This window comes from Streptococcus sp. ELY_125 (assembly GCF_058314535.1).
Genome location: NZ_JBZFUM010000024.1, coordinates 25,489 through 37,409, shown reverse-complemented (window position 1 = coordinate 37,409; position 11,921 = coordinate 25,489). Strand labels below are relative to the sequence as shown.

General features: G+C 39.4%; 13 protein-coding genes, 1 pseudogene and 1 riboswitch. All 14 genes and pseudogenes read right to left on the bottom strand.

The genetic code is table 11. The features are described from left to right. Positions 1 to 224: 224 nt before the first annotated feature. The 14 genes and pseudogenes from AC4HAL_RS09310 to AC4HAL_RS09245 all read right to left on the bottom strand — a co-directional run bounded on the left by AC4HAL_RS09310 (position 225) and on the right by AC4HAL_RS09245 (position 11,681). Complete coding sequence (locus tag AC4HAL_RS09310; RefSeq protein WP_491093944.1) at positions 225 to 1,385, bottom strand: XRE family transcriptional regulator; 1,161 nt, start codon at positions 1,383 to 1,385, stop codon at positions 225 to 227. A 36-nt stretch (positions 1,386 to 1,421) separates the two neighbouring features. Then, positions 1,422 to 2,156 (bottom strand): hypothetical protein, encoded by a 735-nt coding sequence (locus tag AC4HAL_RS09305; RefSeq protein ID WP_491093943.1) that lies wholly within the window; start codon positions 2,154 to 2,156, stop codon positions 1,422 to 1,424. Positions 2,157 to 2,757: 601 nt separating this feature from the next. Then, complete coding sequence (locus AC4HAL_RS09300; RefSeq protein ID WP_004225888.1) at positions 2,758 to 2,946, bottom strand: DivIVA domain-containing protein; 189 nt, start codon at positions 2,944 to 2,946, stop codon at positions 2,758 to 2,760. Between the two features lie 159 nt (positions 2,947 to 3,105). After that, positions 3,106 to 3,369, bottom strand: a pseudogene (locus AC4HAL_RS09295) (type II toxin-antitoxin system RelE family toxin). Further along, on the bottom strand, positions 3,366 to 3,581 hold the full coding sequence (gene relB / locus AC4HAL_RS09290) for a type II toxin-antitoxin system RelB family antitoxin (protein WP_491093942.1): 216 nt from the start codon (positions 3,579 to 3,581) through the stop codon (positions 3,366 to 3,368). The pseudogene AC4HAL_RS09295 and the gene relB overlap by 4 nt, the downstream one beginning before the upstream one ends. A 168-nt stretch (positions 3,582 to 3,749) precedes the next feature. Then, the gene (gene mnmM, locus AC4HAL_RS09285; protein ID WP_491093941.1) at positions 3,750 to 4,298 is read right to left on the bottom strand and encodes a tRNA 5-(aminomethyl)-2-thiouridylate-methyltransferase MnmM; all 549 of its coding nucleotides are present in this window, start codon (positions 4,296 to 4,298) and stop codon (positions 3,750 to 3,752) included. A 37-nt stretch (positions 4,299 to 4,335) separates the two neighbouring features. Continuing rightward, positions 4,336 to 5,037, bottom strand: a complete 702-nt coding sequence (gloB, locus tag AC4HAL_RS09280) for a hydroxyacylglutathione hydrolase (protein WP_491093940.1) — start codon at positions 5,035 to 5,037, stop codon at positions 4,336 to 4,338. Positions 5,038 to 5,160: 123 nt separating this feature from the next. After that, on the bottom strand, positions 5,161 to 5,607 hold the full coding sequence (locus tag AC4HAL_RS09275) for a hypothetical protein (protein WP_491093939.1): 447 nt from the start codon (positions 5,605 to 5,607) through the stop codon (positions 5,161 to 5,163). Positions 5,608 to 5,773: 166 nt separating this feature from the next. Then, positions 5,774 to 6,085: a hypothetical protein gene (locus tag AC4HAL_RS09270; protein ID WP_491093938.1), complete on the bottom strand. Its 312-nt coding sequence runs from the start codon at positions 6,083 to 6,085 to the stop codon at positions 5,774 to 5,776. Next, complete coding sequence (gene mnmL / locus AC4HAL_RS09265; protein ID WP_491093937.1) at positions 6,086 to 7,006, bottom strand: tRNA modification radical SAM protein MnmL/YtqA; 921 nt, start codon at positions 7,004 to 7,006, stop codon at positions 6,086 to 6,088. 165 nt (positions 7,007 to 7,171) lie between these two features. Beyond that, positions 7,172 to 8,512, bottom strand: coding sequence for an MFS transporter (locus AC4HAL_RS09260; RefSeq protein WP_491093936.1), 1,341 nt, complete (start codon positions 8,510 to 8,512; stop codon positions 7,172 to 7,174). A gap of 730 nt (positions 8,513 to 9,242) precedes the next feature. After that, positions 9,243 to 9,893 carry a phosphatase PAP2 family protein gene (locus AC4HAL_RS09255; protein ID WP_491093935.1) on the bottom strand — a complete coding sequence of 217 codons (651 nt, stop codon included), beginning with the start codon at positions 9,891 to 9,893 and terminating at the stop codon, positions 9,243 to 9,245. A 21-nt stretch (positions 9,894 to 9,914) separates the two neighbouring features. Further along, complete coding sequence (locus AC4HAL_RS09250) at positions 9,915 to 10,484, bottom strand: ECF transporter S component (protein WP_491093934.1); 570 nt, start codon at positions 10,482 to 10,484, stop codon at positions 9,915 to 9,917. Positions 10,485 to 10,583: 99 nt separating this feature from the next. Then, positions 10,584 to 10,721, bottom strand: a riboswitch (FMN riboswitch). 411 nt (positions 10,722 to 11,132) lie between these two features. Further along, positions 11,133 to 11,681: a tRNA (cytidine(34)-2'-O)-methyltransferase gene (locus AC4HAL_RS09245; protein ID WP_491093933.1), complete on the bottom strand. Its 549-nt coding sequence runs from the start codon at positions 11,679 to 11,681 to the stop codon at positions 11,133 to 11,135. Positions 11,682 to 11,921 lie beyond the last annotated feature (240 nt).

Here is an 11,921-nt window from a genome sequence, read left to right as displayed (position 1 = left end):
AAGGCCTTTTTATTTTGACCAAATTCAAGTAAATACCTTAGTTATTGTCACCTCAGGCCATATTTTTCTAGAGAATTTTTAAAAAAAGACAAACTCCCAAAAAGAAGTTTGTCTTCGGTCTGAAAAGCCCTAGTGGGCTTTTTAAATAACATATTTACAGGATAATTAGTATAAATATCCAGCCGTTAATTAATGTTTAATACTATCAAGGATACTTTATATATTCACATCCTTTTTCTTCTTTCAGAGTTTAGACTTATGATATTAGGTTCACTATAATACTCCATATTAAGATAATTCTTTTCTAGGTTTAATAGATTTTCAATCATTGAATTTGACAGCAAAATACCATACTTCCTAAATATATCATTTTGAATATCATAAACAATATGGTTTTCAACTAATAATTCTATTCCTTGTTTTAGAGCAATTGGATCACTGATCAATTTTGTTGAATCCAATGGTTCATTTTTACGCCATTTTCTATAACTTAACTGTCTTTGTAAGTTCGTATACTCTCTAGAATTAATTAAATTGAGTGATTTAGCTCTCATTATCATCATGGCGATCGAAACATTCCAAATTCTTTTTAAATAACGATAGTGATCCAAATTTAACGCATTGTCACCCACAGAATCCTTGAACTCTTTGGATGGAAGTAAAAATGAAGCTGCAAATTCGTTTGCTTCATCCTCCATTTTTCGATAATCAATTGATGTCATATCCTGAGGATTTTTACTTTCTTCGTGTAGCAACCAATGCCCCAGTTCATGTGCTAAGCTAAATTGTTGTCTGTAAAACGAATATTTTGTTCCTTCTAGCATCATAATATAATATTCATTATCATTTATCTTAACAGTGCTACTAAAGGCATCTACCTTTGTACTGCAACTGTCATACCTTGCAATAACAAAACCTTTTTCTTCAAGCAAAATAGATAAATCATCAATGGGCTTATTTCCTATTTCCCACATTTCTCTAATAAATTGAGAATACTCCTCTACCTCCATCTTTTTTCCAGATAATTCCCAGTCTAATTCAGGAAAATCTAAAAAATCATTCATATAGTCTCTAATAATGGCAATATAACGTTTATTATATTCAGCTGGAATTTTTTCTTTTTGAGTTGATGTATATTGGCTTCTAAAAAAGGTTCCGTTAGACTCAAAATTAAAATTATCAGTTCCAAAAAAGAATTCTCTAGGGTAGTTCAAAGTCTGTTCTAAGATTTTAATTGATTCTTCACTTGGTGTAGCCCTACTTTTCTCATATTTAGAGATCATTTGTTTTGATACTTTTAAATGGTCTGAGAGCTCAGTAATTGTTTTTTTATTAAACAATCTTGCCTCTTTCAACCTCTTCCCATTAAAGTTACCTTGTAACATTCCATATTCCTCCAATTAAAAATGGGGTTTTCCTAATTACTTATTATTTTCCTTTTCATCCTCTTTCTTTTGATTGCTCTCAACTGTTTTCTGCTTTCTTTTAGCTTTTCTTTGGTTGTTATAAACATTTGGTTTTATTGTAGCAATTGTTTTTTGTGGCACACTCAAACGTTCTTCTCTCTCGAGAGCTGTATAATCAGCTTCTGTAATATTAACAGATTCAATAATTTCGCCAAAAGAGTTCATTCTATTTAGATTTACAATGCTATTTTTCCTATCCAAAGAGAAAACTTGCACCTCTTTTACTTCATCATAAAAATAACCAAGTAGCTCTTTAGTTTTCTCAGTTTGAAGAGCCGTTAAATCCTTATCATCTAATTCATTAAATAGGTCTGATGATAGTACATTTACTCCTTGCTCATCTAGATGCGTATTTTTAGCTTTAACAAAGCACAATAGATGATGTGTCGCATGTTTTTTATAGTTACCTACAATACCTTTCAATCTAGCATCCATGTAAAATAGATATAAAATACCATCCATAAGTATAGCATAAGACTCCCATAATGGGCCTAACTTAATGAGTAGAGATTTTACCTCATCGTAATCGTCAGCAATACTGGCTATATCACGATAAAAATAATTCCAGTTTAGTAGATAATAGCCATTTTGAGTAATAAAATCGCTATTACTAAATAATTGTCTAATCTCCAGATCATGATTTCTGGAAAATATTTGTGCTAATTTAGCTATAACAGGATTATGATTCAATATATCACCCTCGTTTTCTATAATTATATCTTGTCTAATTTTAGTATTTTATTCAAAAAAAGTCAACTATCTTTGTTGTTTGTTTTATTTATAACATATTGAATCTAATCTACCACATAAATTAAAATATTTATTTTGCAAAACATTTTGAAGTAGTTATACCAACTTTGTATATATTTTCGCTTCTACCTCTTTAACTGTTGCCTCACCAAAATTTTTTAATCCTTAAGTAAACTGTATCTATAAAATAAAGCTATAAATAGACTTATTGGGGTTGAGTTAAATCAGTTTTTCGATATATTGCTTTACCTTAACTGTTTTTATTTAAAATTGTAGATTCATTTTACCATATTTGTTAGTGGTGAAAAAGGACACTTTTCCATCATTCCCTCAACACTTCTCTGAAAGCCATTTGACATTTTAGCTTCACACCTTTGGCTACAGAGCTCGTGATATTCAGAAAATCGAACAGCTGGACAATTGGGCTTTTCAAAAGGTGGGGCAACTCTACACCTATATTTTTGAAGAAAGATAATTCCTTAACACTACATCATAAAAGCTGCCAGAGTCATTGCTCTGACAGCTTTTTGGGCTATCAAATCTAATAAAACGGAGAATCATTTATCTCCGACTTCAATGCCTTGATGCCACCGTTGGAGGATGGCTTTCCCTGCTCCAAAGCATCTAAAGTTGCTATAATCTCATCGAGAAATTCGTCAACCTCTTCTTTATTGTAGCCTCTAAATTCTGTCGAGAACTTTTTATCCAAGATTTCCTGCTTGGTGATCATTTGTAATCCTCCTTAATAATGCCTTTGTTTATTTTCTGATAGGCTTTCTTTAAAACTCTATTAACACTAGTTAAGTAACCATTTTTACCATTACTAAAAGACATCGTATGAAATTTGAGTGAACAGAGCTGTCGTTAATGGCAAGAGTAAACATACCTGCTAATAAATATCACTACGATGCCCAACCGCAAACACTTCTATAATGATTTCATCTTCAAGAATAGTGGCTAGTATTCGATAATCACCTACACGATAACGCCACTCCCCAAATCAATTGGCAGTCAGTCCCTTCCCATGTTGCCTTGGATTATGCGTTCCTTGAAGATTTTTATCTATCCAAAGCAGGATAGATGAACGTGTAAAAGCATCTAATTTTTTTAGCTGTTTCAAAGCCTTTTTAGTGTAGGTAACTTTATAGCTCATAATCCAAATTCTTTCATGATGTCTTCATGAGATAGTCGCTTTCCATCATCTTCTGCCATAGCTTGCCGTAAAACCTGTAAATCGTAGTCATCTTCTATTCTTTCTAGCATAACTTGTCTTGCAAATTCAGAAATAGTGAGACCGTGCAGGTGAATATAATTTTTGATCAAATCACTATCTTGATCGTTGATTCTTAAAGTCATTGTAGCCATCAATATCGTCTCCTTGAATACATTGTATTTCAATTATAAATGAGCTTACGCTAAATTTCCAAGCTTTAATAGCCTGACAAAAGAAAATCAAGAATAGATAAGGCATCACAGTGCTTTGGTAAGCTGAAGCCAACGGCCTATGGTTTTGATTTTCAAAGGGGGATTGCTTTATTTCAACTTCTCTACCATGACCAAAAAAGGCGGGGTATTGACCTGATTAAGAGGCTGATAGAGCATGGCTGTGAAGCGGTTCTGATCCAGCTGACGGACATAGTCTAGGACAGCATCCTTTTCCTGATCGCCGCCATCGTGACCATAGTAGATCATGATGGATAAGCGGCCGCCAACTTCTAGGCGCTCTAAAATCTTTCCAATAGCACTCAAGGTTGTATCAGGTTTGGTGATCACTGACTTGTCGGCACTAGGCAGATATCCCAGATTGAAAATAGCTGCGCGGATAGGCTCAGATACATAAGTATCCACTTTTTCATGGCCATCTAGGATCAGCTGGGCATTGGTCAGGTTTTGGTGTGCCAAGCGTTCCCGCGTTTTCTCAAGGGCCTGTTCCTGAATATCAAAAGCGTAAACCTTTTTAGACAGATTAGCCAAAAAGGCGGTGTCATTACCATTTCCCATGGTCGCATCGACCGCGATACTGTCCTTGTCTAACACCTCTAGCAAAAAATCATGGGAGAGCTGAATAGGGCGTTTGATCATAAAAGTTTCCTTACCTGTTCGTTCTTGGTATGTTTTTCTAAAAATTATCCTTCAAGTTTCTCAATCTTGTAAATTCTTGGACATCCTTGGCCATGAGAAAAAGATTGATCTGTTTTTCTACTCCTATAGTAGATGGCAGGCTTGGAAGGCCTTGCTCGACAAGGGCTTTCGTCTTGTCATAATAGTTTTTGGCAAAAGCGTCTGTCGTTTGTGTCAGGGCAAATTGTAAATTTGTCAGGGTGTATTCATGGCCTGCATAAACCTTAACATCATCTGCTAAATTTCTGAAGAAGACCATGGACTTGTACTGAGCCTCATAGTCTCCTGTAAAGACTCTGCCGCATCCCGCTGAGAAAAGCGCGTCACCAGACAGGAGGTGCTGCTTATCTACAAGATAAGAAATGTGGTCTTCCGTATGCCCCGCCGTTAAAAAGACCTCTATTTGAGACCCATAGAGTTCAATGGTGTCGCCGTCTTTCAGGACAGTGTCTACCAAATGACTGACTTCTTTGGGCCCATAAGTTTTGGCGTTAGGATATTGGGCTACAATCTCACCCATGCCATCGACATGGTCAGCATGAACATGGGTGATTAAAATAGCACCCGCTTTGAGATTGTGTTCTTCTAAATAATCCAAGACTGGCTTGGCTTCCCCAGGGTCAACGATAATGGCTTCGTCCCCCTGAGACCATAGCCAAATGTAATTATCGGCTAAGGCTGGTATTGCGTTGAGTTTCATATGTTTCTCCTGATTTGTTCTTAGTTTTGGTATAGTTTATGGTTCGCCCCTATCGCATTCTGCGGTTAGCCTCATGAGCACGTTTTTGTGGTGAATAAGACAAACCATTTCCCTTATTGGGATTTACTGATAGTATAATTGCAGTAAGGCACTCATGAAATAAACAACAAAGTAGAAATAATGAAGGGGTAAATTCCATTTGAGATAATTCTGTCTCATGTCATTTGAAATTGGCTTACCGCTATTGATGGCCTCTTCACTCTTTGAAAAGTCCGTCACACGATGGCAAATCAATAATACCACCAGAGGAATAATCGCCAATACACGAACAGTTACTGAAGAGCTGCTGACTAAAAGAGACACTAATCCTAGGAAAAACTGCAAGCCGACACACATACGATAGAGGCTGGCAACTGCAGTATGCCGTCTAAATTGACTGTAAAAATGTGAAAAACCTTGATCTAGCTCTTGGCGCAATAAGTAATTAAAATAAGCACCCAATGTGACCGAATAGGACAGCATAAACCCAGCAATCACAGCCGTCAGTAATAGTGTTAAATCGTAGAACATACTTTATCCCCGCTAAAATTATGTGAGAGGTGAATGGGGGTTGATCATTGCAGCTCAACCTCCTTGATAAAAGCGTTCACTCTTTTTACTCTCTCTTCTCTATCCTTAATTGCCCTATCACTAATTCCATCTTGAAGCAATGGCCTTTTCCTTGAATCCAAACTATTTATAGCTTCAGCTTCTTTTCTTGTTCTTTACGTTCCTTCTTGCCCGTCAATGATTTATCATCCACTGCAGTTTTCAACAATTCAAAAGATAAGGTCAGAGAAACGTCATTAATCGTTTTATCCGTAAGACCTCGATAGTTTGGATTATTTCGCAATTCCAATAAATGTTGACTAGCACGGACAATGACACTAGAGGATTCTCCAATATACAACAACTGTTTTTCATTGTGCTTTGAAAGATACATGCCATAAATTCCAGCTTCAACCGCTTTATTTAATTCTCCTTTGAAAAATTCTATTTTTAATTTCACCTAACACTTACACCCCTGCACGCTCCCTCGTTTTTCCATCTCTTTGTCAATGGCATTTAGAACCTCCCACTTGTTGAGGCTCCACATGGGGCCAATCAGCATATCGCGCGGGGCATCACCTGTGATGCGGTGAATGATAATATTCTTAGGGATAATTTCCAGCTGATCGCAGATGATGTTGACATATTCTTCTTGGCTGAGGAGCTTCAGGCGTCCTTCATGGTAATCGCGCTGCATGCGGGTATTGGTCATGAGGTGGAGGAGATGGAGCTTGACCCCATTGATATCATTATCCCGCACCAGACGGCGGACATTTTCCACCATCATCTCGTGCGTTTCACCGGGCAGGCCGTTGATGAGATGGGAGACGATCTCGATCTTGGGAGCCAGCTCACGCACACGCTTGACAATATCGATATAGAGCTGGTAGCTGTGGGCGCGGTTGATCAACTCAGAAGTCTCCTCGTAGGTCGTCTGCAAGCCCAACTCGAGCGTGACGTGCATGCGCTCTGAGAGCTCAGCTAGGTAGAGAATGGTCTCATCTGGCAGACAGTCAGGGCGCGTTCCGATATTGATGCCGACGACACCCGGCTCATTGATGGCCTGCTCATAGCGCTCACGAATGACTTCGACCTTGTCGTGCGTGTTGGTATAATTTTGGAAATAAACGAGGTATTTATTAACATCTGGCCATTTGCGGTGCATAAAGTCGATTTCCTTGTAAAACTGCTCACGGATGGGTGCTTCTGGTGCCACAATAGCATCCCCCGAACCAGAAACCGTACAAAAAGTACAGCCCCCATGGGCAACCGTGCCATCTCGATTAGGACAGTCAAAGCCTGCGTCAATGGGCAGCTTAAAAATTTTTTCGCCAAACAGCTGACGGTAATAATCATTAACGGTGTTATAACGTTTTTTCATACTTCTTATTATAACACTTTCGCTCAATTTCCAAAAAGCTCCTAGATAAAGATGAACGGCAATTTTATACTCTTTAAGTATTGGGTAGATCGTTTTTAGACTGCACAATAAAAAGGCTGATATCAGCATCAACCTTTCGGGATTCCTTTTCTACGGACGGACTAGTCAAACCGCTCGTCTCCTCATACGGGATTCGTGAACCATGATGTAAATGAGAAGAAAGGCAGCCAAGAAACAAGCACCGTAAAGAACAGTGTCACTGGCCACCCAGCCAAATCTTGCAACGAGAATACCAATCAGGGCGGTTGCCAAGGTTTCGCCAAAAATATATTGGAAAAAGCCCATAAAACCTGTCGAGGAACCAACGGCAAATTTAGGAACAACCTCATTAACCATCAGCCCTACTAATGTTAGAGGAGCATAAATCAGAGTCCCCATGATAAATAAAACAACAACAATCAGAGTCGCATTTTTACTGTAAAAATAGGTCGTCAGGCAGACTAACAGTCCAATAACACTGGCTAAGCAAACTAAGGCCCGGCGATTTTTTAGAGAATCAGAAATTGCCCCTAGCAGGATAACACCGGGCACAGAGGCCAATTCAAAAATACCAACCAACCATTTTGAAAAGCTAGGCTCAAAGCCCTTTGACTGAACCAAGTAGCTGGGAATCCATGACATAACCCCGTAGCGGACAATATAAAGAGACATTGAGGTCAGCGTTACTGCCCAGACCATAGGATTTTTTAAAATATATTGGACAAAAATTTCCCAGAGTCGAAGATCTGTTAAGTCCTCAGAAGACGCTGCCCCACTCTCTAAAACAACTGCGTCACCTGTATATTCAGCGATAGAAGGAAGCCCCACTGCGGTAGGTCTTTCCGAACCAGCCCAAAGGACAAAAGCCGCAATCAGGAGAGAAACAACTGAAGCTGTATAGAAGACAGCTGCGATAGAACCAGAAAAGAGGAAACTGGCAAACTGGACGACTGCAACGCAACAAAAAGCACCCGCATTATGGGCTGAAGACCAGATGGAAAAAATAGTTCCGCGCCAGCGCCTGCCCCACCAAAGCTGGATGGTTCGCTGACAAGCCGCTGCCCCCATGCCCTGAGCAACTGACATTACAAGCATGAGCGCCATCATAATGTAAAAATTACGCGTTGTCCCCAAACCTAGATTAAGCACGGCCGAAATAATCAAGCCAGCAGCCAAATAACGAATAGTGTTACTCTTATCACTGAGAGCCCCCATAAAGAGTTTTGAAATGCCATAACCTACGCCAAAACAAGATAAAACGAGCCCAATCTGAGCAGTTGTATAACCGTAGACCTTCATAATATCATTTTGCTCAGTCGTGAAGATCAAACGAATAATATAATAGCCAATATAGCCCAAACACAGTGCTGCTAAAACACCAATCTGATGCCAACGATAGCTGCTGGCTATTTTTTTAGCAGGAACTTTTTCTGTAGCATCGGGTGACGGTTGTAAAAATGAAAACATAAGCTGCCTCCTATACGATAACTAGGGGCCGATTCGCTTTAATAAAAATGTTAGACAGGAAAATAGAGGAGCGGCGCCGTGTGCCAGCACACAAGGAGTGTTCTCTAATGCCCCGAGGAAATTCGACCCTTGTTCGTTTCATCACAAGAAAGTATCAATCCTTATTCCCTTTACCCACTTTAATCGGGGGGCAATTAGAGATTTAGGATTCCACCCTCTAGGATGTATGCGCCCTCATTATAGTGCCTGCTATTGCTTTTTGCAACCGTCTTTAAAAAATTTTAGGCAAACGAAAATATTCTATTTTTTATCATAGTCAAGCTAGGCTGGAATCGGTTATACTTAAAGTTAATCTCATCGAACTAAGCAAGACTTTAAGAAAATCGAAAATCTGCTAAGGCTGAATTTTTTATGTCAAATCCTATGAGATAGATCCTCACTACCGCCTGAAAAAAGCAAGCTTTTAAATTTTTACAGCGCTAACTAGAATAAAAAAACGAAGCACTTCTGTCGCTGACTGCAGCCGCTATCAGCGGTCTGCTATAGGCAGCTTAGTAACTGAGAGTAAGCCTATCAGATCTGATACTCATCAATAGAAAGACTTATTATCCAGATTCTTAAAGAGTATAATAAGCAAAAACAGTCAAATCATCATGATTAGAGCTGCCTTTTGCTTTCAGATAAAAAAAGACAGGTGCAGGGATTAGAACTGCACCTATCTAAAATTTTATCATTTTTGTTTACTTTTAAAACGCCACTCGAAGCGCACTTCATCATAGAAGGGATATCCCAAACAAAGCACACCATAACCCAAAACAAAGCCAGCGATGACATCCGTAGGATAATGAACCCCCAGATAAATTCGCGATAAGCCAACCAAGAAGATGAGCAAGGCTAACAAGGCTTCTGCCAAGCGACGCTGGTTTAGGGATTGAATGCGCTGGTGGGCAATAATCAAAAGACTGCCCAAGATGAGGATAATCCCCATAGAATGACCGCTTGGGAAAGAATAACCATCAGCCACTACTAAATGTGACAGACTGGGACGCGGGCGTTGGTAGATATTCTTAAAAAGGGCAATACCTATACCCGCTAAAATCCCATTAAACAGAACCAAGCCAGCTTCTGCATACCACTTCTTCCAGATAAAAATGACTAGTGAAGCAAGAACGAGAAACCCCTGTACTGGCGTATCTCCTAAAACCGTTACCCAGCGAAAGAAAGCTGTTAGCGGGGCTGGTAGATGACCGCGGATAGCCGACTGCAGGCTGCGGTCAAACCCTTGCAGCAATCTGGGGTCAAACTTAACAATGTAACCTAAAACAACGAAAATCAGAGCTGCAAAACTAGCTCGAATAAAAAACTTTTGTCTGTTATGCATGATATTATTATAGCATAGCCTCTATAATTTTGCGATGACAGGTTTAATAGCTAGGTAAATCACAAAGAAACTGATGGAAAAAATCGCTCCCTGCAGGATATTAAAAGGGACCACCATACCAAAGAGATAGTTACCCAAGCCTAATGTCGCTCTAATATCAAAATGAGCAAATTTAGCATAAAGGGGAACAGCGTAGATGTAATTGAGCAAGACCATGGCTACCGTCAGAAGCAAGGTTCCAATAACTGAGGCACTTAAATAAGAAGAGAGAGTCTGCTGCTTTTTCCAAATTACAGATAGCGCTAATACAAAAAGGCACAAGGCAATATAATTCATAGGCAGTCCAACTAAGGTCCCGACGCCGCCATTATTTAAAATCAGCTTTAAGAGGGTACGCAGGGTTAAAACCATCAGCGCACTTTTACCATCAAATATGGCTAAAGCTAAGAGAACTGGCAGGATTGAAAAATCAAACTGCAAAAAATCAGCTCCCGGTATCAAGGGAAACTGCAGGTACATTAGGATGAATGAAACTGCAGATAAAACAGCAATGTAGACCAATCGACGGGTCCTATGACGACTTGTTGACATAAAAAATTCCTCCAATTTTTTCAAATTGAAGGAGGCGAAGTATTTCGATAGACAAAAGTTAGCCAGCCTAGATCGGCAGCCCTTTTTGTATAGCAAAAAACTTGTCTCCTCCCATCCAGACTATACTGTCGGTTGTGGAATTGCACCACATCAACCCTTAGAGGCTCGCGGACTCTTGCTTCCTAACAGAAAACAAACACCGCCGGTCGGGAATCACACCCTGCCCTGAAGACAAATTAAGTATATAAAAATTCCTGCTAGAGTGCAAGCCCTTAGTTTTACCAGTTATAATATAGAGCTTTATTCGATTTAATTTTTAAATCTGGCCATACTTTTTTATGAATATGCTACTGGCCAAATCGAGCTGTTCCGAATTTTAAAGTAGCTCCATCTCTTATCATCCTGCAATAACTATCTCAACAAAAAGGAGGCTGGGCAAAGGCACGTCCAGTATCCCTGAATAAACTCCTGGCACAGTGGTTGTCAGTGAAGTCTGGGACAAAAGTCCAGACTCAATCGGGAAATAAAGCTTGCAAAGCAAGTGTCAAAAACGATCTAGGAGAGACCGTTTCAGGTTACCACCTTAAAATTAGGGAGTAGTGAGAACCAAAATTTTCAATTTTGGGGCTGATCCCACTCTCTCTTTAGCTATTTTAGTTTATCTGTTTCATACCTATGAACTAATTCTAAGCCAGAAAAATGTTGTTGGCGAAGTGCCTCATAAACAATCATACAGACGGTGTTAGAAAGGTTGAGGCTGCGAACATGTTCATCATTCATCGGAATGCGGATAGCCTGCTCAGGGTGGCGACGCATGAATGCCTCAGGCAAGCCCTTATCCTCACGGCCAAATAGAAAATAGTGCTGCTTGTTATCATTGTAGGAAAGATCCGAATAGGTCTTCTGAGCAAACTTCGAGACCAGATGAAGACTGCCCTGACACTGCGCTGTAAATTCCTCTAAACTGTCATAAAAACGAACATCCAATTTATCCCAATAATCCAAGCCTGCTCGCTTCATCTTGCGATCATCAATAGGAAATCCCATAGGACGAATAATATGCAGGGGGCTGTTGGTAGCTGCGCAGGTCCGAGCAATATTTCCTGTATTTGCTGGGATCTGGGGCTCGAAAAGAACGATATGATTGCGTCCCTTCGTTTCCTGATAAGTTTCTTGAATAAATGGTTCTACCGCCATATTAACCTCTTTACTACAAAAAAATAACCACGCTGCTCGGAGTCAAGCTCAGCAAGCAACATGGTTGGTGGTGGCTCATTAACTTAAATCATAACAGGTTTGATTTAAACTAACGAATCCTTACAACTAGTATAACACTATTAGCAAAGTTGTCAACAGATTTAGCGGAAAAGTACGTGTCTTATTTTTGAGAAACCGCTGAAAATCCAATAATATCAATGAAAAAGCTATAAAATATTT

What these genes read in the sequence shown, in the direction of transcription:
- AC4HAL_RS09310 (WP_491093944.1), bottom strand. Translation starts at nt 1,385, where the DNA reads ATGTTACAAGGTAACTTTAATGGGAAGAGGTTGAAAGAGGCAAGATTG.
- AC4HAL_RS09300 (WP_004225888.1), bottom strand. Translation starts at nt 2,946, where the DNA reads ATGATCACCAAGCAGGAAATCTTGGATAAAAAGTTCTCGACAGAATTT.
- relB (WP_491093942.1), bottom strand. Translation starts at nt 3,581, where the DNA reads ATGGCTACAATGACTTTAAGAATCAACGATCAAGATAGTGATTTGATC.
- mnmM (WP_491093941.1), bottom strand. Translation starts at nt 4,298, where the DNA reads ATGATCAAACGCCCTATTCAGCTCTCCCATGATTTTTTGCTAGAGGTG.
- gloB (WP_491093940.1), bottom strand. Translation starts at nt 5,037, where the DNA reads ATGAAACTCAACGCAATACCAGCCTTAGCCGATAATTACATTTGGCTA.
- AC4HAL_RS09275 (WP_491093939.1), bottom strand. Translation starts at nt 5,607, where the DNA reads ATGTTCTACGATTTAACACTATTACTGACGGCTGTGATTGCTGGGTTT.
- mnmL (WP_491093937.1), bottom strand. Translation starts at nt 7,006, where the DNA reads ATGAAAAAACGTTATAACACCGTTAATGATTATTACCGTCAGCTGTTT.
- AC4HAL_RS09260 (WP_491093936.1), bottom strand. Translation starts at nt 8,512, where the DNA reads ATGTTTTCATTTTTACAACCGTCACCCGATGCTACAGAAAAAGTTCCT.
- AC4HAL_RS09255 (WP_491093935.1), bottom strand. Translation starts at nt 9,893, where the DNA reads ATGCATAACAGACAAAAGTTTTTTATTCGAGCTAGTTTTGCAGCTCTG.
- AC4HAL_RS09250 (WP_491093934.1), bottom strand. Translation starts at nt 10,484, where the DNA reads ATGTCAACAAGTCGTCATAGGACCCGTCGATTGGTCTACATTGCTGTT.
- AC4HAL_RS09245 (WP_491093933.1), bottom strand. Translation starts at nt 11,681, where the DNA reads ATGGCGGTAGAACCATTTATTCAAGAAACTTATCAGGAAACGAAGGGA.